The 23200-nt window shown below is 55.3% G+C and carries 21 protein-coding genes; 14 read left to right on the forward strand and 7 right to left on the reverse strand.

What is annotated here, in order from left to right; all coding sequences use genetic code 11:
- Positions 1 to 73 precede the first annotated feature (73 nt).
- Both efp and H8709_RS00775 read left to right on the forward strand, forming a co-directional pair.
- Positions 74 to 631 (forward strand): elongation factor P, encoded by a 558-nt coding sequence (efp, locus tag H8709_RS00770; protein ID WP_262396468.1) that lies wholly within the window; start codon positions 74 to 76, stop codon positions 629 to 631.
- 74 nt (positions 632 to 705) lie between these two features.
- Entirely contained in the window at positions 706 to 1149 is a 444-nt protein-coding gene (locus tag H8709_RS00775; RefSeq protein WP_262396469.1) for a CD1247 N-terminal domain-containing protein, read from the forward strand.
- A gap of 103 nt (positions 1150 to 1252) precedes the next feature.
- On the opposite strand, the gene H8709_RS00780 is transcribed toward H8709_RS00775, so the two are convergent.
- On the reverse strand, positions 1253 to 2266 hold the full coding sequence (locus H8709_RS00780; protein ID WP_262396470.1) for a LacI family DNA-binding transcriptional regulator: 1014 nt from the start codon (positions 2264 to 2266) through the stop codon (positions 1253 to 1255).
- Positions 2267 to 2365: 99 nt separating this feature from the next.
- Complete coding sequence (locus H8709_RS00785) at positions 2366 to 3397, reverse strand: LacI family DNA-binding transcriptional regulator (protein ID WP_262396471.1); 1032 nt, start codon at positions 3395 to 3397, stop codon at positions 2366 to 2368.
- A gap of 61 nt (positions 3398 to 3458) precedes the next feature.
- Between H8709_RS00785 and H8709_RS00790 the strand changes: the two genes are divergently transcribed.
- The 5 genes from H8709_RS00790 to H8709_RS00810 all read left to right on the forward strand — a co-directional run bounded on the left by H8709_RS00790 (position 3459) and on the right by H8709_RS00810 (position 10478).
- On the forward strand, positions 3459 to 3653 hold the full coding sequence (locus tag H8709_RS00790) for a hypothetical protein (RefSeq protein ID WP_262396472.1): 195 nt from the start codon (positions 3459 to 3461) through the stop codon (positions 3651 to 3653).
- Positions 3654 to 3879: 226 nt separating this feature from the next.
- Positions 3880 to 7104, forward strand: coding sequence for a carbamoyl-phosphate synthase large subunit (carB, locus tag H8709_RS00795; protein ID WP_262396473.1), 3225 nt, complete (start codon positions 3880 to 3882; stop codon positions 7102 to 7104).
- Positions 7105 to 7523: 419 nt separating this feature from the next.
- A complete protein-coding gene (xylB, locus tag H8709_RS00800) occupies positions 7524 to 9011 on the forward strand; it encodes a xylulokinase (protein WP_262396474.1) in 1488 nt (495 codons plus the stop codon).
- A gap of 179 nt (positions 9012 to 9190) precedes the next feature.
- Positions 9191 to 9859: a DUF4867 family protein gene (locus H8709_RS00805; protein WP_262396475.1), complete on the forward strand. Its 669-nt coding sequence runs from the start codon at positions 9191 to 9193 to the stop codon at positions 9857 to 9859.
- Between the two features lie 169 nt (positions 9860 to 10028).
- On the forward strand, positions 10029 to 10478 hold the full coding sequence (locus H8709_RS00810) for a GNAT family N-acetyltransferase (protein WP_262396476.1): 450 nt from the start codon (positions 10029 to 10031) through the stop codon (positions 10476 to 10478).
- A 139-nt stretch (positions 10479 to 10617) separates the two neighbouring features.
- Here the strand turns inward: H8709_RS00810 and H8709_RS00815 are convergent, their stop codons facing one another.
- Positions 10618 to 11589 (reverse strand): type I phosphomannose isomerase catalytic subunit, encoded by a 972-nt coding sequence (locus tag H8709_RS00815; protein WP_262396477.1) that lies wholly within the window; start codon positions 11587 to 11589, stop codon positions 10618 to 10620.
- 284 nt (positions 11590 to 11873) lie between these two features.
- Between H8709_RS00815 and H8709_RS00820 the strand changes: the two genes are divergently transcribed.
- The gene (locus H8709_RS00820; RefSeq protein WP_262396478.1) at positions 11874 to 12566 is read left to right on the forward strand and encodes a 5'-methylthioadenosine/adenosylhomocysteine nucleosidase; all 693 of its coding nucleotides are present in this window, start codon (positions 11874 to 11876) and stop codon (positions 12564 to 12566) included.
- Positions 12567 to 12812: 246 nt separating this feature from the next.
- On the opposite strand, the gene H8709_RS00825 is transcribed toward H8709_RS00820, so the two are convergent.
- Both H8709_RS00825 and putP read right to left on the reverse strand, forming a co-directional pair.
- Positions 12813 to 13979 carry an iron-containing alcohol dehydrogenase gene (locus H8709_RS00825; protein ID WP_262396479.1) on the reverse strand — a complete coding sequence of 389 codons (1167 nt, stop codon included), beginning with the start codon at positions 13977 to 13979 and terminating at the stop codon, positions 12813 to 12815.
- A 362-nt stretch (positions 13980 to 14341) separates the two neighbouring features.
- A complete protein-coding gene (gene putP / locus H8709_RS00830; RefSeq protein WP_262396480.1) occupies positions 14342 to 15826 on the reverse strand; it encodes a sodium/proline symporter PutP in 1485 nt (494 codons plus the stop codon).
- A 364-nt stretch (positions 15827 to 16190) separates the two neighbouring features.
- On the opposite strand from putP, the gene H8709_RS00835 reads away from it, so the two are divergent.
- The 6 genes from H8709_RS00835 to rlmH all read left to right on the forward strand — a co-directional run bounded on the left by H8709_RS00835 (position 16191) and on the right by rlmH (position 21558).
- Positions 16191 to 16637 (forward strand): GNAT family N-acetyltransferase, encoded by a 447-nt coding sequence (locus H8709_RS00835; RefSeq protein WP_262396481.1) that lies wholly within the window; start codon positions 16191 to 16193, stop codon positions 16635 to 16637.
- Between the two features lie 291 nt (positions 16638 to 16928).
- A complete protein-coding gene (locus tag H8709_RS00840; RefSeq protein WP_262396482.1) occupies positions 16929 to 17162 on the forward strand; it encodes a hypothetical protein in 234 nt (77 codons plus the stop codon).
- Between the two features lie 193 nt (positions 17163 to 17355).
- Positions 17356 to 18606, forward strand: coding sequence for a sn-glycerol-1-phosphate dehydrogenase (locus H8709_RS00845; protein ID WP_262396483.1), 1251 nt, complete (start codon positions 17356 to 17358; stop codon positions 18604 to 18606).
- Positions 18607 to 18837: 231 nt separating this feature from the next.
- Positions 18838 to 20124, forward strand: a complete 1287-nt coding sequence (locus H8709_RS00850; RefSeq protein WP_262396484.1) for a UDP-N-acetylglucosamine 1-carboxyvinyltransferase — start codon at positions 18838 to 18840, stop codon at positions 20122 to 20124.
- Between the two features lie 125 nt (positions 20125 to 20249).
- Positions 20250 to 21038: an MBL fold metallo-hydrolase gene (locus H8709_RS00855; RefSeq protein WP_262396485.1), complete on the forward strand. Its 789-nt coding sequence runs from the start codon at positions 20250 to 20252 to the stop codon at positions 21036 to 21038.
- Between the two features lie 37 nt (positions 21039 to 21075).
- Positions 21076 to 21558 (forward strand): 23S rRNA (pseudouridine(1915)-N(3))-methyltransferase RlmH, encoded by a 483-nt coding sequence (gene rlmH / locus H8709_RS00860; protein WP_262396486.1) that lies wholly within the window; start codon positions 21076 to 21078, stop codon positions 21556 to 21558.
- Positions 21559 to 21922: 364 nt separating this feature from the next.
- Here rlmH and H8709_RS00865 read toward each other — a convergent pair whose 3' ends face one another.
- A complete protein-coding gene (locus H8709_RS00865; protein WP_262396487.1) occupies positions 21923 to 22846 on the reverse strand; it encodes a hypothetical protein in 924 nt (307 codons plus the stop codon).
- A 34-nt stretch (positions 22847 to 22880) separates the two neighbouring features.
- A complete protein-coding gene (locus tag H8709_RS00870) occupies positions 22881 to 23177 on the reverse strand; it encodes a Dabb family protein (protein WP_262396488.1) in 297 nt (98 codons plus the stop codon).
- Positions 23178 to 23200: the final 23 nt, after the last annotated feature.

Raw genomic sequence — 23200 nt, forward strand, 5'->3', positions numbered from 1 at the left:
TCTTAAAAAGCGGGACACCATCGGAAAAAGGGAAGGCCCTTTTTGTGACATCTTACTTTTTGGAGGTTAATTTATGATAAGTGCTGGCGAATTTAGAAACGGCGTTACTTTTGATGTGGATGGAAACGTATTCCAGATTATCGAGTTTCAGCATGTAAAACCCGGCAAAGGCGCGGCGTTTGTCCGCTGCAAAATCAGAAACGTGATCACCGGCGCAGTGGTGGAAAAGACCTACAGCCCCACCGAGAAGTTCCCCACCGCTTATGTGGAGCGCAAAGAGATGCAATATCTCTACAACGACGGCGATCTTTACTACTTCATGGACAACGAGACCTATGAGAATATCCCCATCAACAAAGAGAAGCTGGGCGATAACTTCAAATTCGTCAAAGAGAACACCGACGTGAAGGTCCTCTCCTACAAGGGTACGGTCTTTGGCGTGGAGCCTCCCTTCTTCATGGAGCTGCAGGTCACCGAGACCGACCCCGGCTTCAAGGGCGATACCGCGACCAACGCCACCAAACCCGCCACCCTGGAGACCGGCGCCGAGATCAGAGTGCCGCTGTTCATCAACGAAGGCGATATGATCCGTGTCGACACCCGCACCGGCGAATATATGGAGCGCGCATAAGACTCTGTTTTGCGTGCAAGACTAACTAAAGAGCGCGGATGAACCGGAAAAGGTTCAAGAAGGAGGTCTGTATGATGACGATTACAGAGAAAGTTTCTTATTTAAAAGGCCTTTGCGAAGGCATCGGCATTTCCGATGAGACCAATGAGGGCCGTATCTTTAAAGCGATGATCGACATTCTGGACGACATGGCGCTGACCATCTCCGATATGGAGGACGGCTTCGCCGAGGTCTGTGAGCAGGTGGACGCCATCGACGAAGATCTGGGTACCCTGGAAGAGGACTTCTATGGGGAAGAGGAATGCGACTGCGGTTGCGAGGACGAAGATGATTTCGACGAGGAAGAGCTCTATGAAGTCACCTGCCCGAGCTGCGGCGAGAGCATCTGCATCGACGAAGAGATGCTGGACATCGGCCAGATGGAGTGCCCGAGCTGTGGCGAGCATTTGGAATTCGACATCGACGATGTGGAAGACGACGAGTGCGACTGCGGCTGCTGCGGCGAAGACCAGGAATAATACATCCTATGAAATAAAAACAGGCCGCCTTTTGGCGGCCTGTTTTTTGCAGGAAAAAGCGGCGCTATCCTTTAAAAGGAGGGCGCCGCTTTTGTATTGCCTGCTATCGTTTGGCGGGACCGGTGGTCTGGCCGATGGAGAGGGAGACGTCGACGACGTCGTGATGCACCTGGGCCGCCTTGACCGGATCAACAATATTGTCAAACAGGTGCCGGGCAATTTGGTGGTAATCCTGTTTGACGGTTGTCAGCTTGGGAAAGGAGAAGTTTTCGTTGAGCCCGTCAAAGCCCACGATGGAAAGATCCTCCGGTACCTTGAGCCCCAGATGCTGGGCCCCCATCAGCACACCGATAGCCATGGTATCGTTGGTGCAGAGGATGGCGGTAGGCGGGTCCGGCAGGGACATATAGTAATTGACTATATCCAGCCCACAGGGAATGGCGCATTCAAAATAGCCCACATAATCCTCCCGGTAGGGAAGATTATACTTCCAACCTATGAGCTGCTGATAGGCATGTTTTCTCGTATTGGCGCCGTAACTTTTCCACTTGTCGGCGGCATAAGCAATCTTACGGTGGCCCAGCCCTACCAGATGTTCCAGCACCAGATCGATGCCCTGCAACTGGTTGGCTGTCACCGAAGAGTGGTTCCAGCTGTCCATGACCCGGTCAAAAGAGACCAGTTTGATGGAGGGCGGGGTGTGTTTATACAGATCGGTGAAAGGGCCGTCGACCACGATGATGCCCTTGGTTCGGATGGACTGGCAGTAGTCCAGGTATTCCTGCTCCACCTGGCTGTTATTGATGTTACAGGTGAGCAGGGTGTACTTTTGCTCAAAGGCCAGGCGGCTGAGCTCCTTGAGAAGGAGCATGAAATAGGCGTTGGTCATATCGTGAATAAAAACCGCGATGGCATTGGAGGATTTGGAAAACAGGTTTTTCGCCAATTGATTGGGGATATAGTGATATTTTTTGATGACGGCGTTGACCTGGTTGCGTACTTCTTCCGAGGTGCGCTCGGGAGAGTTGATGACGCGGGATACGGTCGAAGGTGATACATGGGCGAGCTTGGCGATTTCTCGAATTCCCAGGTACTCCTTTGGTTTTTCATTGGACAAGGTGGGCACTCCTTTTTTTCTTTTTCAGTATAAGATGTGTGTTTGAATCAAAGGGGCCAGACTGCCGGGAACATTTGCCAGCGAGTCAGCGGCGGCTCATCAGGGAAGATACACCTGCTTTTTCGCCGGGCCGGTGGTTTCGCCTACCAGCAGGGAGACGTCCACAACTTCATGGTGCACATGATCCGCCCGCTTGGGGTCCACTACATCATCGAACAAAAGCCGGGCGATCTTTTTATAGTCCTGCATGACGGTGGTCAGCCGCGGGTAGGAAAAGTCCTCATTGAGCCCGTCAAACCCTGTGATGGAGAGATCCTCCGGCACTTTGAGACCGATGTGCTGGGCGTACATCAGGACGCCGATGGCCATGGAATCATTGGCGCAGAGGATGGCGGTGGGCGGATCGGGCAGATGCATATAATATTCGATGATGTCTTTTCCGGCGCGGATGGAACATTCAAAATCTGCTACATAATCCACCCGGTACGGCAGGTTATGATGCCAGCCCACCAGTTGCTGATAGGCTTGGCGGCGCAGTTTTCCTGCATGGAGGTTGCTGTTGTCGGCGGCATAAGCGATTTTGCGGTGTCCCAAATCCACCAGGTGGTTCATCAGCATATTGATACCCTGGTAGTGGTTGGAGGTGACGGAGGAATAATGGACGCTGTCCACTTTCCCGTCCAGGGACACCAGCTTCATGGAGCTATGCAAATTGCCGTAGATGTTGGTGGGGTGGTTGTCGATGGAAATAATCCCTTTGGTCCGCACTGACTGACAGTAGCTGAGATAGTCCTGCTCCTGGTTGCGATTGTGCTGGGTGTTGCAGATGAGCAAATTATATTGCTCTTGGAAAGCCAGCTGCCCCAATTCCTGCAAAAGCAGCGCATAAAAGGGATTGGTCAGGTTGTTAATGAAGACGGCCAAAGAATTGGAGGACTTGGAAAACAGGTTCTTGGCCATCTGGTTGGGAACATAATGGTACTCTTCAATGATGCGGTTGACCCGCTCGCGCACATCGTCCGAAGTCCGTTCCGGGTAGTTGATCACACGGGAAACGGTGGAGGGGGAGACATGGGCGAGCTTGGCGATTTCCCGTACTCCCAGATAATCTTTTGGCTTTTGTTGGTCCAAAATTCGCACTCCTTTACAAAATAAAAAGAGACCAGATTTCCACACTTCTATATAAATTATAATGCAATTTCAAAAGAATAACAAGAATATTCACGCTGTTTTGACGGAATTAAAAAGAGTCGCAAAATGTGATAAAAAAGGGGGAGGAGTATCGCATGAATTATGCGATATGCTGCATGGATACGGCATGGTGCTTTCATTTGTGAGGTTTATTTCCAAAAATTATCAGGTTATACACGAAAACGGAGTTCTGTAATTGATTCCGCTGACAGTAAAAAAATAGAAAATTCTAAAAATTCGGAAAGACTCCGCAAAAAATTGGAGTTTCCGCCGTCGCTTTTTGGCTATTTTTTTGCGGCGGCGCTCTTGCATATAATTCCACCGATGTGTATAATATTTGGAGACTATAAAATGGCAGTGGTATGCTGGTTTGTAGGCCCGCGCAACAAAGAAACAATTGTGAAAAAAGGGGAGTGCGCAAAGTGCCAAAACGTACGGACATCAACAAAATTATGATCATTGGATCGGGACCGATCATCATCGGTCAGGCGTGCGAGTTTGACTACTCGGGGACACAGGCGTGCAAGGCGCTGAGAAAACTGGGATATGAGGTAATTCTCGTCAACTCCAATCCCGCCACCATCATGACAGACCCCGATATGGCGGATGTCACCTTTATCGAGCCGCTCAATGTGGAGCGGCTGACAGAGATTATTAAACAGGAGCGTCCGGACGCCATTCTCCCGAATCTCGGCGGTCAGTCGGGTCTCAATTTGTGCTCCGAGCTTTACAAGGCCGGCGTGCTGGAACAGTATGGCGTTCAGGTCATCGGCGTGCAGGTTGAGGGCATTGAAAAGGGCGAGGACCGCATTGAATTTAAAAAGGCCATGAACGAGCTGGGCATCGATATGGCCCGCTCCGAGCCCGCTTACACGGTGGACGAAGCGGTGAAGATCGCCGACCAGCTGGGCTATCCGGTGGTCGTGCGCCCGGCCTACACCATGGGCGGCGCCGGCGGCGGCCTCGTCTACAATGTGGACGAGCTCAAAACCGTGGTCAGCCGCGGCATCAGCGCCAGCCTCATCGGTCAGGTCCTCATCGAGGAATCGGTGCTGGGATGGGAAGAGTTGGAGCTGGAAGTGGTCCGCGACAGCAAAAACCAGATGATCACCGTCTGCTTTATTGAAAATATCGACCCGGTGGGCGTGCATACCGGCGATTCCTTCTGCAGCGCCCCCATGCTGACCATCTCCGAGGAGCTGCAAAAGAGGCTTCAGGAGCAGGCCTACAAGATCGTCGAGGCCGTCCAGGTCATCGGCGGCACCAACGTCCAGTTCGCCCACGACCCGGTCACCGACCGCGTGGTGGTCATCGAAATCAACCCCCGTACTTCCCGGTCCTCGGCGCTGGCCTCCAAAGCCACGGGCTTCCCCATCGCATTGATTTCCGCCATGTTGGCCGCGGGACTCACCCTGGACGAAATCCCCTACTGGAAAGAGGGCACCCTGGACAAATACAAACCCTCCGGCGACTATGTGGTCATCAAGTTCGCCCGCTGGGCCTTCGAGAAATTCAAAGGCTCCATGGACAAGCTGGGCACCCAGATGCGCGCCGTGGGCGAAGTGATGAGCATCGGCAAAAATTACAAGGAGGCCCTGCAAAAGGCCATCCGCAGCCTGGAAATCGGCCGCTACGGCCTGGGCTTTGCCAAGGACTTCCACGAGAAGAGCTTGGACGAACTCTACGCCCTGGCGGGAAGCGCCACCAGCGAGCGGCAGTTCATCCTCTATGAGGCCATCCGCAAGGGCGCCGACTTAAACCGGCTGTTCGATCTGACCAAGATCAAGCTCTATTTCCTCGAGCAGATGAAGGAACTGGTGGACTTAGAGGAGAAGATGCTCGCCTACAAGGGCAAAGCGCTGCCCGATGAACTCCTCAAAGAAGCGAAACTAAACGGCTTTGCCGACAAATACCTGGCTAAGATTCTGGACATCCCGGAGGATGACCTCCGCGCCCAGAGAGAGGCCATGGGCGTCGTGGAGGGCTGGGAGGCCGTGCCGGTCAGCGGCGTGGAAGACGCCTCCTACTACTTCTCCACCTACAACGCCAAGGATTCCTCTCCCGCGCCGTCCCAGCGCCAGAAGATCATGATTCTCGGCTCCGGACCCAACCGCATCGGCCAGGGCATCGAGTTTGACTACTGCTGCGTCCACGCGGCGTTTGCCCTGCGCGACTTGGGCTTTGAGACCATCATCGTCAACTGCAACCCCGAGACGGTCTCCACCGACTACGACACCTCCGATAAGCTCTACTTTGAGCCGCTGACGCTGGAGGATGTCCTGAGCATCTACCACAAGGAGAAGCCCCTGGGCGTCATCGCCCAGTTCGGCGGACAGACCCCCCTGAACCTGGCCTTTGAGCTGGAGAAGGCGGGCGTCAAGATTCTGGGCACCTCCCCCGACGCCATCGATCTGGCGGAGGACCGGGACCGCTTCCGCGCCATCATGGAAGAACTGCAGATCCCCATGCCTGAGTCCGGTATGGCCACCAACATTGACGAGGCTCTGGCCATCGCCAGAGAGATTGGCTACCCGCTGATGGTGCGCCCGTCCTACGTGCTGGGCGGCCGTGGCATGGAGGTCGTCCACGACGACGACATGCTCCGCGAGTACATGGCCCAGGCCGTGGGCGTCACCCCCGAGCGGCCCATCCTCATCGACCGGTTCTTGCAGCACGCCACCGAGTGCGAGGCCGACGCCATCAGCGACGGCGAGAACGTCTTCGTCCCGGCGGTCATGGAGCACATCGAGCTGGCGGGTATCCATTCGGGCGACTCGGCCTGCATCGTGCCCTCCATGAGCATCCCGGACCAGCATGTGGCCACCATCAAGGAATACACCAAGAAGATGTCCCGGGCCCTGGGGGTCAAGGGACTGATGAATATGCAGTACGCCATCGCAGACGACAAGGTCTATGTGTTGGAAGCCAATCCCCGCGCGTCCCGGACCGTGCCGCTGGTCTCCAAGGTGTGCAACATCAACATGGTCCGCGCGGCCACCGAGATCATCACTTCCGATCTGACCGGCAAGAAGGACACCGTCCTCAACCTGCGGGAACATATCTTCCCCCACCACGGCGTCAAGGAAGCGGTCTTCCCGTTTAACATGTTCCAGGAGGTCGACCCGATCTTAGGGCCGGAGATGCGTTCCACCGGCGAAGTGCTGGGACTGTCCAACTCCTTCGGTATCGCCTTCTTCAAATCTCAGGAAGCCACCCAGACCCCGTTGCCTACTTCCGGCAGTGTGCTCATCAGTGTCAACGATTCCGACAAAGCCGAAGTGGTGGAGTTGGGCCGCGGATTTGAAGAGGTGGGCTTCCAGATTTACGCCACCCACGGCACCTACCAGCTGCTCAAAGAAAACGGCGTCAAGGTAACGCAGATCAAGAAGCTCTACGAGGGCCGTCCTAACATTGTGGACGCCATCACCAACGGGCAGATTAACCTGGTCATCAATACCCCCATCGGCAAGCAGGGCTCCAACGACGACAGCTACATCCGCAAGGCGGCCATCAAGAACAAGGTAATTCAGATCACCACCATGGCGGCGGCCAAGGCGGCGGTCATCGGCATCAAGGCGGCTTCCAACCCGGAAGTGAACACCGTCAAATCCCTCCAGCAGTACCATAAAGAGATCATCGAGAAATAAATCATACGAAAAAAGCCAGCCACCATTATGGTGGCTGGCTTTACTTATTTAAAATCTGGGACGGTTTCAGACCAAAATAGTCGCACAGACGAAGAAGACACCCGACCCCCATCCGGAGGGAGCTCTCCCCCTTCCAGCCGCCGTGGGGAAGGGGCTGTATCTTCGTCCGCACCACAGCGCGATGTTCCCGCACCGGTAGGTGCCGCGCCACAACGCGGTGTCCCGCACCGGCAGGTGCCGCGCCACAGCGCGGCATGGGAGCGGCAGCTTACCGCTGCACCGGTAGGTGCTGCCGCACAGAATTCACAAGAATTTCTTGGTGGTTTTGTACAAATCCCGAATTGCAATAAGAGGGCCAAATCGTTTATGATTATTGTACATATGTAAAATCACTTTATATTAGGAAAGAGGAGAAGAATATGGCGTATTTACTCGGCATTGACCTGGGAACCTCCAGCGTCAAGGCACTCATCATCGATACAGACGGCAAATTCATCAGTATGGGGCAGGAGGACTACAACTTCATTATTCCCCAGCTAGGTTACGCGGAAATCGACCCCCGGCTGTGGTGGGACGCCACCGTCAAAGCGATCCAGGACGCGCTTGCTTCCGGCAAGGTGGACGCCGGGGAAGTCAAAGGCATCGGCTTCTCGGGCCATATGCACGGCCTTGTGCCGGTGGACCGGAACCAGGAGGTGGTGCGCAATAGCATCATCCATCTGGACCAGCGCTGCGGCAAGCAGGTGGAGCAGCTCAAAGAAAAGATCGGCTTGGAGAAGTTTTCTCAGATCACCTGCAACGCGCCGGCAGCCGGCTTCCTGTTCCCGTCCTTACTCTGGGTTAAGGAAAACGAACCGGAAAACTACGCGAAAATTGATAAAGTCATGCTGCCCAAGGACTATATCCGCATGAGACTCACCGGCAAAATCGCCACCGAGGCCAGCGACGCCGCGGGCACCGTGGCTTTCCACACCCCGGAGCGGCGCTGGGCCTGGGAGCTCATCGACGCCATGGGCGTGGACCGGAGCCTCTTCCCCGAGTGCCATGAGGCCTGTGACATCGCCGGGGAGCTGACGAAGGAAGCTGCCGAGGCCACCGGCCTTGCCGCGGGTACGCCTATCATCTACGGCGGCAGCGACACCACCGTCCAGTCGGTGGGCAATGGACTTATCCGTCCGGGCTATGTCATTTCCAACATCGGCACCGCGAGCCAGGTGATCTGCTGTGTCAACCATCCCGTCTACGACCGGAAGCTGAGAACCAACACCTTCTGCTATCCCCGGGAGGATTTGTGGATTGTCTTCGGCGCCAGCCTCAACGGCGGCATCGCGCAGAAGTGGTTGCGGGACAACATCTTCCACACGGGCAATTACCGGGCGTTGGACGAGATGGCGGAAACCATTCCGGCGGGCAGTGAAGGGCTCCTTTTCCTGCCCTATCTGTGCGGCGAGCGCCTGCCCTGTCTGGACCCCCAGGCCAGGGGCATGTACCTGGGACTCACCGTCAAGCACACCCAGGCCCATCTCATCCGCGCCGTCATGGAGGGCATGGTCTTCGCGCTGCGGGACGGTTTGGAGATCTTTAAAGAGCTTGGCATCTCGGCGGATAAGATCATCGCTTCGGGCGGCGGCACCAAGAGCCCGCTGCTCCTCCAGATACAGGCGGACATTTACGGCAAGGACATCTATACCACCCAGAGCAAGGATCAGGCCAGCTTCGGCGCGGCCCTGTGCGCAGGCGTGGGCGTGGGGCTCTTTAAGAGCCTGGAGGAAGCTTGCGACAACCTGATCACGTTAAGCCCGGTGGTCACCCATCCCAACCCAGATAATGTCAAGGTCTACAACGAAATGTACCCGCTTTATGCCGAACTTTATAGCCGGAATAAGGAGCTGTTCCACCGGTTGTAAAAGCCGACAAAAATTGGGGCGTAAAAATAGCAGAGTTACTGATTTTGTACGGGAAACGGGGGTTTCCAATTTACTTTGCTACCCATAGGGACTATAATAAATATGTACATATTGATGAAATCAGGTCAAAGCTGTACGTACTGCTTTGACCATGCAACGACGAAAGAGAGGTCTTTCCTATGTTTGACAAACTGGTGCAGCTCAATCCTGATCTTGCTATCAAAAAAGTGACCGACGACAGCTTCCGCAGATACGGCTTTGTCGTCGAAGGGTACGACGTTTCCGCCATGATTGCTAAGGCCAAAGAGATCGTCAAAATCCCGGAATCCGGCTGTGACTATCATCCGTCCGTGGCCGAACTGGAGGCGCTGGCTCCCAAGGAACTGCTCGAGCAGATGCATTATGGAGAGATGCCTATGCAGATCGGAACCTGTGCCGGTTTTGGCGACAGCATCGGCGCGCTGGAATATCACAAGGGCGACGAGACTGTCATCGCCGTCACCGACTGCCTGATTCTTATTGGCTGCCAGTCCGACATCATCGACGGCAAGTTTGACACCAAGGACGCCGAGGCCTTCTATGTCCCTGCCGGCACCGTGATAGAAACTTATGGCACCTGCTTGCACTATGGCCCTTGCAACGTTTTGGAGAGCGGCTTTATCACCCTGGTCTGCCTGCCCAAGGGCACCAACACCCCGCTGGACAAACCGGTGGTCATCAACAATCTGGAAGACAAGATGCTGCTGGCCAAGAACAAATGGGTCATTTGCCGCGAGGGTACCGGCGAGGCCAAGGACGGCGCATATGTCGGCATTGTGGGCGAGGACTTTAAAGTTAAGATTAAATAAGCGTCACAGGTATGAAAAAGGGCGGGCAGCTTGCTGCCCGCCCTTTTTGTATAAGCCGCAGAGCAGAAAACGGCTTCCTATCCTTGGCGGCGCATCTGCCAACCCAAGGAAACGATATGGAAAAGGGTGCGCCTTTCCGATGTAAGGAAGCAGAGGAGGGGAAAGAAACATGGAGCTATGCGTTTTTGCGCCTTGGATGCAGCCGGCGGCCACCCGCTTTTTTTCCATCTGTCTCCCGGCGTCGGGCAGGACCTTTGAGCCTCAGGGGAGGCATCGTGCCCTTACCGACCTGGCGGCCCATTACGGGGACGGGAACTGCTGGTGTCTGATGGAGGGGGAGGAAATCGTCGGAACCGCGGCGGTGCGGGCGCTGGGGGATGAGGTCTGCGAGCTCAAGCTGATGTACGTCCTGCCCCGCTGTCAGAAAAAGGGGTGGGGAGCGCTTTTGTACGCAAAGGCCGAGGAATATGCCAGGGATCGGGGATTCCGGAAGATGCTGCTGGATACCTTGAGCGAAAGCCGGGACGCCATCGCCTTTTATCACAAGCGGGGCTTTGTGGAAACAGAGCGCTATAACGGCAATTTTCATGCCGATGTATTTATGGAAAAGATATTATAATAAAAGGCACTGTTAAAGAATGTGCGAACAAATGGAACTCCCTGTGGGCGGCTTTTATGGCGCAGAGGGGAGGGATCGTTTTAGACGAAAAAAAGGCTCTCTGTCCCATAGGACAGAGAGCCTTTTGAATACCAGTTGATTATTTCGCGATGGAAAGCAGGCAGACGCCGTTGCCGGTGATCTCATATTCGCCGAAGTTGGCGGGGACGAAGACGCTGTCGCCCTTGTGGTAGGGGACGCTGCCGCCGTTCCATTTGACCTCGCCGTCGCCGGAGAGGAAGAGCAGGTGGTGGAAGGAATCGGTGCCGGCGGTCTGGACAGCTTTGGATTCCACTTCCAGACGGTAGACAGTGAAATACTGGCAGTCGGCGACCCAGTATTTCTTAAAGCCGTCGAATACTTCCGGCTCGGGCTTGGGCAGGATGACCGTCTCAGGGGGATTGTAGTTCATGACGTCGGCGGACTCCTCCAGCTGGAAGGGGAAGTCGCAGGGGCGGCCGTAGTTATACATGGAATAGGTGGTGTCGGAGTTCTGCTGAATCTCCGCCAAGAGGGTACCCTTGCCGACCGCATGGATGGTGCCGGAGGTGACCATGATGGCGTCGCCGGGTTTGACCGGGACAGCGGCGACCATGTCCATGATGGTGCCGTCGTTGACCTTTTGAATGTACTCTTCCCGGTTGGTTTCCCGGTTAAAGCCGTAGTAGGTCACAGCGTCGGGTTCGCATTCCACATAGTACCACATCTCGGTCTTGCCGGGCTCATGCTCCACCCGATAGCCGTATTCGTCGGTGGGATGGACCTGCAATGTCAAATCCTGATCGGAATCGAGGAATTTGACCAGCAGCGGGAAACGGTCATATTTTGCGCCGGCGGTGCCGACGACGTCGTGGCCTTCCTCTTTCATGGCCTGGATGTAGGCGGAGAGAGTCTTTCCCTTGTGGTTGCCGGAGACGACGATGCTTTCACCGTTTTTATGGCAGGAAAGCTCCCAGCTTTCCGCGGTGATCTCATAAGGTGTATCGAATTTGCCGTATTCATCCCGGAGCCGTCCATGGCCGCCATGGGGATAATCTTTGTAAGCGGGGCGCAGTCTGATGGGTTGCAGCATAGTTTCATCCTCCTGTGGTTATGAATTCAAATCAACCATTGCCGTCCGGCAATATTAAAACCTACTTACTATTAAACAATATTTCGGAAATGTTGGCAATATTCTGGGGCAAAGATTGTCGATATGCAGTAAAAACCGGTGTAAAATTTGTGGATATGTGTTGGATAGGTCAGGAAGAGACCTTCATCCTCCAAGAATGAAAAAGGGGCGGTTCCAGCACCGCCGATTGACCGGGCGGGAAATTCGTCGTATACTGGATGAAAAATGAGGATCGGGAGGACACTATGAAAAAAATTGGAATCATCGGCGCTATGCCGGAAGAAGTGAATATATTAAAAGAAAAGCTGGAAGGACTTGGCGCCCACCATCAGGGCGGCATCGACATCTATACCGGTTCCCTCCACGGCAGCCAGGTGGCCTTGTGCTGCAGCGGCATGGGGAAAGCCAGCGCCGCCGCGGCGACCCAGCTGCTCATCACTGGATTTGACGTGCAGATGGTCATCAACAGCGGCATTGCGGGGAACATGACTCCGGAGCTGGGGGTGGGGGATGTGGCCATCTCGGAAGAGGTCACCTACCACGACGCCACTCTTTCCATGCTCAGCCAGAGCTATCCGTTTAAGGAGCGCTTCACGGCGGACCCGGCGTTAGTGGCCGCGGCGCAGAAGGCTTGTGAGGAGCTTTCGATCCATAGCGCGGTGGGTACCATCGCCACCGGGGACCAGTTTATCTGTGAAGCCGCCGTCAAAGAGCGGATTGCCCGGGAATACGCGCCGCTTTGCGTGGAGATGGAGGGCGCGGCCATCGCCCACATCGCCATGAAAAACGACGTCCCCTTTGTCATCATCCGCTCTATGAGCGACGACGCGGATGAGTCAGCCAAAGAGAAACTGGTGATCAAAAAGTTTGACATCACCGAATACTGCCAGACAGCCAGCGCCATCTCGGAGCACACCATCCGGCATCTGGGCCGATAATTGAGGAAAGAAAGCTGGGAACAACCGGGCGATGGGAATTTTCCCACCGCCTCTTTTTTTGCGGCGCGGCAGGTATGACGGCGGCGACGAGAATAGGCGCTCCGAGGGGGACAAGCTAGAAAATTGGAGGGCGAATACCGTCTAGGTCAGCCTGGGGCGCTGGAAGGTGGACGCTTTTGCTGGAAGCAACATCCCAAAGAAAAAGGGCCGGAAGCGACAGCTTCCGGCCCTTTTGAGAGCCTGATGTTAACGATAGGATTTTTCCAGGACGTCGACGATGTCCTCGTGGGTCATCTGATAGCGGTCCAGGTCAAAGAGCCCGCCCATGATGTTCTTGGCATGAGTGGCAATCTTGTCCAGTTCCTCTTTCTTGATGCCGTAATCGGACATCTTGAGCTGGTCGACGCCGCATGCCTTCTGCAGGTCGTGGAGCGCCGTCACAAAGTCCATGGGCTCCTTGGCGTCGGTTTTACCCAAGGCTTTGGCCATGTCCACAAAGCGCTCGGGAACCTTCTGGGCAAAGAGGCTGTTGTAGGCCAGAGAGACCATAATGAGGCCCGCGCCGTGGGGCAGCTCCGGATGATAGCCGCTCATGGCGTGCTCGATGGAGTGCTCGGAGGTGCAGCTGGAGGTGGATTCCACCATGCCGGCCAGGGTGTTGGCCAGAGCTACGTTGGCTCTCGCCTCGGCGTCGCTGCCATCCTTGACCGCCTGGGGCAGATATTTGCCGATGAGCTCGATGGCTTTGAGGGCGAACAGATCGCTGATGGGGTTAGCAATGTTGGCGATATAGCCCTCAGTGGAATGGAAGAGGGCGTCGAAGCCCTGGTAGGCGGTGAGCTTGGGCGGAACACTCATCATCAAGTCGGGGTCGATGATGGAGAAGTAGGGGAAAGTCTTGTCACAGCCAAAGCCGATCTTCTCGTCGGTCTCTTCCTTGGTGGTCACGGTGAAGGGGTCGGCCTCGGTGCCGGTGCCCGCCGTGGTGGTGATGGCGATGATGGGCAGCGGGTCATTGACAATGGGTTGGCCTTTGCCGGAGCCGCCGCTGATGTAATCCCAGTAATCCCCTTCGTTGGTGGCCATGACGGCGATGGCCTTGGAAGAGTCGATGCTGCTGCCGCCACCTAAGCCGATGACAAAATCGCAGCCTTCCGCTTTGGCCAGTGCCGCGCCCTCCATGACATGGGACTTGATGGGGTTGGGCAGGATTTTATCAAAAATCACATAGGCGGTGTTGTTTTTTTCCAGCAGCGCCGTCAGCCGGTCCAGATAGCCGTATTTCTTCATGGAAGTGCCGCCGGAGGTGACGATGATCGCTTTCTTTCCGGGGAGCTTCTCGGTGGCCATACGGTTGAGTTCGCCCTTTCCGAAGAACAGACGAACCGGGATGTAATAGCTAAAACTTTGCATATTGATTCCTCCCGCCGCTAATTGCGGCTGATATGATGAAAATACTTCCATCCTGGATTATATACGATTCCAGAGAATTTCTCAATGGGATGGGCCTTCCTGCAACTGGTTTCATCAAAAATTTGTAGAAATGAACAATGCCGGGTTCCACGCGCGGGCAGCATGGAGATATGGCAGTCGCCCGAGCAGGCAGTTGCGGATATTTGCATATGCATAAAAAAGCAGCCGAAACATCGGCTGCTTTTTTGGCGCATGGAAAGCGGAGCGCGGCCAGCGCGGAAGCTTAGCGCAGGGGAGGCCCAGCGAAGCGGAGGCGGCAGCCGATTATACGGCTGCTTTTTGCCTTGTGGGCTTAGGGACCGTCAGATATTGGCGGCCTTGGCTTTTTCAAAGATTTCCTTGACATCGTCGCCGGGCTCCTTGTCGAGCTTGGAGAAGGCGAAGACGCACAACAGGCTCAGGGCAAATCCGGGAATCAGGGAATAGATACTGGTGGTGGCCTCCAGCTTCAAGGTTTCCCAGATCAGCACGCAGGCGCCGCCGGACACCATGCCGGCCACAGCGCCCTTGAGGGTCATCCGTCTCCAGAACAGGGAGAGCAGGATGACCGGTCCGAAAGCGGCGCCGAAGCCCGCCCATGCGTAGGAAACCAGCCCCATCACCGAGCTGTTGGGATCCAGCGCGATCAGATAAGCGATGGCGGCGATGACCAGTACCGAGATGCGGCTGACCAGCATCAGCTCCTTATCCGACGCATTTTTGCGGAACAACGCCTTATAGAAGTCGTTGGAGACCGCGGAAGCGGTGACCAGCAACTGGGAGTCGGCGGTACTCATCACGGCGGCCAGGATGGCGGAGAGCAGGACGCCGGTGAGCAGCGGCGGCATCAGCTTGGTTGCCAGATCCATAAAGATGATTTCCGCCGCGCCTTTGCTGGCGTAAGCGATGCCGGCGGACTCCATGTAGCCGAAACCGACTACGCCCACAGCGATGGCTGCCGTCAGGGAGATGGCCACCCACACCATGGCGATGATACGGGACTTTTTGATCATGGAGCTAGATTTGATGGCCATGAAGCGGGTGAGGATATGGGGCATGCCGAAGTAGCCCAGGCCCCAGGCCAGACTGGAAATGACGGTGGCGAAAGTGACGCCGGAAAACAGGCTCAGGAATCCGGACCCCCCCAGGGAAGTCAGCATGTTGACTGACAAGTCCGGCGTTTTAAACGCCGCCACCACCGGGACGATGACGATGGCGAAGAACATCAGGATGCCTTGGAAGAAGTCGGTCCAGCACACCGCCAGGAATCCGCCCAGGAAGGTGTAGGAAATGATGATGACCGCGCCGATGGTCAGCGCCAGCACATAGTCGAGGTTAAAGACATACTGGAAGAGCTTGGCCCCCGCGTTAAAAGCGGAAGCAGTGTAGACCAGGAAAAAGATGAAGATGATGACGGCACAGATGCTGCGCACCGCCACGGACTTGCTTTTGAAGCGGTTTTGCAGATACTCAGGAATGGTGATGGAGTCCCCGGACACCGCGGTGAAGCGGCGCAAACGGGAGGCGACCACCTTCCAGTTAAAATAAGTGCCCAGGCCCAGGCCAATGGCGATCCAACCCGCGCTGATGCCGGACCAGTAAGCCGCGGCGGGAAGCCCCATAAGCAGCCAGCCGCTCATGTCGGAAGCCTGTGCGCTCAGGGCGGTGACCCAGCTGTTGAGCTGCCGTCCGCCCAAGAAGTAGTCGGATAGATTGTTCGATTTTGCATAGAAAAAGAATCCAATGCCCAGCATAGCCGCCAGGTAAATGATAAACGTAATTAATACGCTGATATTGATTCCATTCATGCAGTCCCCTCCTTGTTTTTTCTTTTCCGGATGCCGGCCCCTTTGCAGCCCTCTCACCCGGATGCCGCGGCGCTTGGCGAATATTTCCACCCACAATGGAAATTTCCGCACCCGCGCGCCGCCAGTCATTTTTTAATTATATCGCACTGTTCCCATGATTTCAACAATTTTCCACTTTACTTCGCTGAATTTTTGACTTTTGGCTTCTTTTCCATTATACTGGCAAAGATTGTCCACCATAAAAATCAGTAGAAAAGCGGTACGTATGAGGGAAAATCAAGCGTTTTTAACTGAAAATCACCATTTCTCAAAAACGGCATAAGATAGGGAGACAGAGAATACCACAGGGATGGAGGAATTTATCATGTTGTGCATGCGAGATATTGAGAGAAAAGACCACGACGCATTTGTGGAGATGGTCGTCGATTTTTACGGCGGCGGAGCCGCGCTGTACGGGGCAAACATGGAACACATTGAAAAGACCTTTGAGGCCATTATGGAAAAGTGTCCTTATCTCCGAGCGGTCATGATTGAGCAAGAGGAAAAGATCATGGGATTTGCCCTGCTTGCCTACACCTGGAGCAATGAATCGGGCGGTATGGTGGTCTGGTTGGAGGAACTCTATGTAAAACCTGGGTATCAGGGCCAGAAAATCGGGTCCCAGTTCCTTCGGTGGATGGAAAAAGAATATGCCGACTTTAGCCGCATCCGTTTGGAGGTCTGCCCCTCCAACCCCGGCGCCCGCCGGCTCTATGAGCGATTTGGGTTTGAAACGCTCGATTATATCCAAATGATCAAAGACAAAAAATAGCTGTAGGCTATTTTGGCGCATGTTGGAGCGCTAAAAGTGCGAATGCCCCTGCGGCGGCAAGTTGCCGTACCCCCGTCGCGCTGTGAAGCTTTCCGAAAACAAAACGCGGGAGACGCGGTAGAGGTTTTGATCGAAGCCCGGGGCGTGACATACCCGCCGCAGGCGCGTAAAAAACTTTAAAAGAATGCAAGAGAATCTTCATTGACAGGCACTATAAAGACAGCATATAATGAAATTCGTGGATATCCGGAAGAAATCGGAAGGAAATTCCAGTGGAAGAAGGAACAGGACATGAAAAACCTTCGCTCTTGGGCACTTCATGTGGCGGTCGCCGTCACGCTGCTGCTTATGACAAATTTGCCGGCACTGGCCGGTGAGGGGACATTAGTCCGGGAAGTGGGAGGAAATCCCGCCACAGGGGACACCTCCGGTATGATGCTGGGCATTATGGTGGTCCTTTTGGGAGCGTCGCTCATCGCCATTGTAGCGGTGGCGCTGGTTTCCGCCAAAAAGAAGAAAAAATAGAAGTTTTCCCCGGCGTTAATTGGTAAAAACGTCGGGGTTCTCTTTTGCCTAAATTATGTTATAATTGTATCGGTTTCATCTTTTTGCACGATAGAAAGAATAGAATGTGTAAAATGGCGGAATACTTGTTTTTTCGAGGGGAATGACCGGCGGGATATTCCGCCAAGATTCTGTGAAAAGAGGGTTTGGAACCGTGCTCAAGATCGTAAAACAGCTTCAGAGAGAAACGTGTGACTGTGGAAAAGAGCATTCGCTGACTGTGAAGGAAATCCTTCTGGAAAGCGGCGCCATTTACAAACTCAAAAACGTGCTGGAAAAGGTGGAAATCGACGGCAATGGCTGTATCGTCTGCGACCGCAACACCGATGTGGCGGCGGGCAGCGCGGTTTCTCAAGTGCTCAACAGCGAGGAAAAAATTGTCATTGATCTGCCCGAGGTCCACGCCGATGAACAGAGCACCCAGTTTGTCTTCGACCGCATGGGGGATGCGGACTATCTGGTGGCGGTGGGCTCCGGAACCATACATGATATCACCCGTTACTGCGCCCATGCCAGAGGCATCCCCTTCATCTCGGTGCCCACGGCGGCCTCGGTGGACGGCTTTGTCTCCACCGTTTGCGCTATGACCTTCCGCGGCGCCAAGGTGACGACCCCCGGCGTCGCACCGGCGGCGGTGGTGGCGGACACCGACATTTTTTCGAGCGCCCCCAAGCGCCTGACAGCGTCCGGCGTCGGCGACATCATCGGCAAATATACCGCCCTGACCGATTGGCGGATTTCCCATCTGGTCACCGGGGAATACCTGTGTGAAAAGGTCTACGGCGTTATGGAAAAGGCGCTGGGCGAAGCGGTCGGCGCTGTGAGCGACATCGCCCGCGGCAAACCGGCGGCCTGTGAAAAGCTGATGTATGGTCTGCTCCTCTCCGGTGTGGCCATGCAGATGATTGGCAATTCCCGCCCGGCTTCCGGCGCGGAGCACCACCTGTCCCACCTTTGGGAGACGGCGGTGATCAACGAACCCACCCCAGCGCTCCACGGAGAAAAGGTGGGCGTGGCCACGGCGCTGGTGTCCCAGGTGTATCACGAAATTGCGTCCGGCGTCTCCTTGCAGCCGGTGGCCTATGAGCCGCTGAGCGATCGTGAGATCGACCGGGTCTTCAAAGATACCGCCCCCGATATCCGACGGGAAAACGGGGTGGACATGCTGTTGGACGTGGACTTTCATCGTATCGCGGAAAACTACGAGGAAATTAAAGCGCTGATTTCCAAAATTCCCCAGCCCGGAGAAATCCGGGAGCTCTTGGGAAAGGTAGGCGCGCCCAGGACTTTGTCCGACATTGAGCTCCCCGACGCGGTGCTGGAGGATAGTCTTACTTACAGCCCATTCATCCGCCGGAGACTGACGCTGATGCGGCTGAAAAAGCTGTTTTGTGTAGTAAAATAAGGAAAAATTGTTGCCAGAAGCAGGATAAAGGAATGACAAAAAGCGATACGAATTTTGTATCGCTTTTTTGGTTATTTGCGACCGGAACGATTAGAATAGTAGTAAAGCAGTTTTCTTGTGTACGGAAACTATTGGCGCAAAAAATATCCGAAGCATAGAAAAATATGCTTTTATTTTGTACATTTTAATGATATAATAGGAACGTTAACAAGCTGTAAGGAGAGTGCCGCGTTGGAAAAATATGTTTTGACCGGTGGCGTGCGCCTACAAGGGGAGGTCGTCATCAGCGGTGCCAAGAATGCCGCTGTCGCGATTATTCCAGCCGCGATCTTGGCGGAAGGTCCGTGCGTGATTGAAAATATTCCAAACATCAAGGATGTTGCCGTTCTCTTTAAGATTCTCTATGAGATGGGCGCGTCTGTGAAAGTCATAAATAAGAACACCATCAAAGTCGACACCAGAAATATCGCCGTTCCCGAAGTGCCCTACGAAATGGCCCGGCACATGCGTGCCTCCTACTATTTCCTGGGCGCCATGTTGGGACGGTACAACCGGGCGAGAGTGTCCATGCCGGGCGGCTGCGACTTCGGCGTACGGCCCATCGACCAGCACATCAAGGGATTTGAGGCGCTGGGCGCAAAAGTTTCCCTGGAACAGGGCGGTATGATTGAAGTAGTGGCGGACAACCTCATCGGCAGCCATATCTATTTTGATGTGGTTTCGGTGGGCGCCACCATCAACCTGATGCTGGCGGCCGTCAAGGCCAAGGGACTGACGGTATTGGAAAATGTGGCCAAGGAGCCCCATATCGTCGATCTCGCCAACTTCTTAAACTCCATGGGCGCGGACATCCGCGGCGCCGGAACCGACGTCATCAAAATTCACGGCGTTCCTCACCTGGGGACCACCAATTATTCGATTATTCCCGACCAGATCGAAGCCGGCACCTATATGATCGCGGCGGCCGCCACCGGCGGCGACGTCTTAGTCAAGAACGTCATCCCCAAGCATCTGGAGTCCATCACCGCCAAGCTGATCAAGGCGGGCGCGCAGGTGGACGAGTTTGACGACTGTCTCCGTGTGCGCCGCAGCGGCCCGCTGGAGAGAACCAGTCTTAAAACCATGCCCCATCCGGGCTTCCCCACCGATATGCAGCCTCAGATGACCACCATGCTCGCCATGGCAAACGGCACCTCTGTGGTCACCGAAGGAGTCTGGGACAACCGCTTTCGCTATGTGGACGAACTGCGGCGGATGGGCGCCAACATCCAGGTGGACGGCAAGGTGGCCGTCATCGAGGGCGTCCCACAGCTCCACGGCGCGCCGGTGCGGGCTACCGACCTGCGTGCGGGCGCGGCACTGATGATCGCGGGACTGTGCGCCGACGGCGTCACCGAGATCGAGGACATCTATCACATCGAGCGGGGTTACGAGGACATTGAAGTCAAACTGCGGGGCCTGGGCGCCGATATCCGCAAGGTGATGGTGCCGGAGCCCGCCTTGGCCAAAGCGCTTTAATTTCACAGAATCATAACCGGAGAGAGGACAGGGTTTTGTCTCTCTGTTCGGAAAGAACCGACTGGAAAGCAAAACCCCTGCGTGTTTTGCTTTTTTGTTGGCTCTAAAAAAGGGGGGATGGGATCTTGTCCAGAATTTGCCCGCTTTTCAGCGGCAGCAGTGGCAACTGCACTTATCTGGCAAACGGGGAGGACAGCATCCTCATCGACGCCGGGGTCAGCTGCCGGAGCATTGTGGGGGCGCTCAAAGAGATTGACGCGCCGGTGGAGCGGATTCAGGCCATCCTCGTCACCCATGAGCACTCCGACCACGTCAAAGGCCTCAAGGTCCTGCTCAAAAGGTACCCGATTCCGGTGTACGGCTCCCGGGAAACCTTGGCATACATAGCGCAGAATGATCTGGTCCCACCCCAGGCCGATCTGCGGGTTCTCGAAGAAAAAACAGAGATCGCTCGGATGGAGATCACTCCTTTCGACACCTCCCACGACGCGGCCCACAGTCTGGGCTTTCGCATCCACATGGCCGACGACCGGCTGGTGGGTTTTGCTACCGACACCGGCTGTATCACCCAGGATGTGGACCGGGGTCTCTCCGGCTGCGACGTGGTGGTGCTGGAATCCAACTATGACAAGGGCATGCTCCAGTGCGGGCGGTATCCCTACTATTTGAAAAGAAGAATTACCTCCAACCGGGGCCATCTCTCCAATGAGGACTGCGCCAAACAGATCGCGCGGCTGGTCAAGGAGAAGGCCACCCGGTTTATTCTGGCTCACTTGAGCCAGGAGAATAATCTCCCGGACATCGCCTATCAGTCCTCCCTCTCCCAGTTGCTTCTCGAACAGATGCGCCCGGAGGTGGACTTTACGCTGGATGTGGCCTCAAGACAGCAGGTGAGCCGAATGGTCACCTTTTAGCTTCGAAGGCGTCCCAAGCGTAGGAGGTGAAGAAGCTATGGTCGGAGTACATCTAATTTGTGTAGGAAAACTCAAAGAAAAATACTTAAGCGACGCGGTGGCCGAGTACGCCAAGCGCCTCTCAGCCTTTTGCAAGCTGCAAATCGTGGAGCTGCCCGAATGCCGGGTGGGGGACCGTCCTTCTGCGGCACAGATTGAAAAGGTCATGGAAACAGAGGGCAATGCCATCCTCCAAAAGGTGCCCCAAGGGGCCTTTGTCATCCCCATGTGCATTGAGGGAAAGCTCCTGTCCTCCCCAAAGCTGGCCCAGACATTGGAAAGCGCGGCGGTGGGCGGGAAAAGCCAGATCGCGTTTATTATTGGCGGCTCCTTTGGGCTGTCGGAACAGGTGAAGGCCAGAGGGGATTTGCGCCTCTCTATGTCCCCGATGACCTTTCCACACCAGCTGGCCCGGGTGATGGTCCTCGAACAGATTTACCGGGCGTTTTCCATCCAAAATCACACCCAATATCACAAATGATAAAACCGCTCTTTTGAGCGGCTTTTTTATGTCCCGGAGAGAAAACGCCCTTGTCCTTTGCCGGCCGGCGGCGAGAATAAGGGCTTTGTCAGCTGCGGCGATACCGGAAATTTCGGCCGCTGCGCGCCTCCTGTCTATGGAGTGACTTTGATGCCACCGCCTGCGGGGCGCCCGCCGGTGCTCGATTGTGGGACTACCTGCCCGTGCCCACAGAGCGCCCGTCCGATGACCGGCTGTGAGGGCACGGTTCCGGGCGCGGAGAATCCAGAAAGCCTCCATGCTGCAAGCGCCTAAAGCGCAAAGAAAAAGCGCCGCTCTTTAGAGCGTCGCTTTTTAATTCGCAAGGAAAGCGAGAGACTTTGGGTCAGCTGACTTGGGTCTCTGCGTTCACGGCTTCCGTCTGGTAGGATATTTCCCCGTTTTCCCCCAGGGTGTAGTTGTCTAAAACCTTTTCGTAACGGAAGCCGAAGGTGTCCTCCACCCGCAGGAGTATGCGGATCTCGTCGCCCACCTTGGCGTCAAAGTCCTCCTTGACCGGCAGACGGAGGGAGCCGCCCATCAGGATATCATCCGTGATGTCCAGGGGGTAGGACTTGGCGTCGCTGCCGCCGATTTGGGCTACCAACTGCGCCTCTTTCACCTTGTTTTTATCGCTTTGGGAACTGACGTAAATTTCAAAGGTCCCGTCCAAATGAAGCTTTTTATCGGTGGGATCAAACTTGGTGTATCCCGCGTAATAGCCGTTATCGATATAAAGGAGCAACTGGGAGCGCAGGCCGTAGAGCTCGCTGACGGTCTGCACCTGCTTGCTGCCTCCGTCGTCGATGACGCCCATCACCGTCACGTTTTCACAAAGCGGTATCTGACTGGAAGCGTAGAAGACCAAGCCCTCCGCGCCGCTCTCGCGGCTGGCGGAAAGGGTTGCCTGGCTCTGTCCGTCGCACAGGACGACAAATTCCATCCGGGTGTCGTCGGAGAGCATCTTGGGGGTGGCCTCCACCGAGAGGCTTATGGTCTTGTCGGCCGGGTCAAAGGCGCCGGTTTCACAGGCAGTATAAGAAAAGATGCTGTTTTTTTCCTCCAAGTTGGCGCGGATTTCTCCAATGCCGTTACCGATGGCCGACTGCAATCCCGCGCCCAGGCCGCTGACGTCGCCGCGTAGGGTACTCAGCTCCTGTCGCAGGGCGTGCATCTGAAAAAGCAGAATACAGGTGAGAAGGGTGAGCAGCAGCGTGACGCCGCCGAGAACGACCAGCCAGTTGATGGGGCGCTTCTGATTTTCTTCCATGAAAGACCTCCTATTCTATGGACATGGCCCAAAGTTACATTTCGTAGTCCACCACCGCGCGCTCACAGATGACCTGGTGGACAAATTCCTTGACCGCCAGATGGGCGGGATGGCACTGATAGCCGTCCAGGGCTTCCTTGGAGGCAAGCTCGCTGCACAGGCACAGGTCGTAGCCGTTGGGGTTAAAGTTGACGCCCACCTGGGCGCTGAGAAGCCCAGGCACCACGCCGACGAGCCCTTCCAACTTTTCTTTGATGAGCTGGCCGTTGCGGATTTTGTCCCCGCCGGCGGCTTCCTCTTTGAGATTCCAGAATACGATATGTTTAATCATGTTTGCTGTCTCCTTTATGCTTA

The organism is Zongyangia hominis (assembly GCF_014385095.1).
Taxonomy (GTDB): domain Bacteria; phylum Bacillota; class Clostridia; order Oscillospirales; family Ruminococcaceae; genus Zongyangia; species Zongyangia hominis.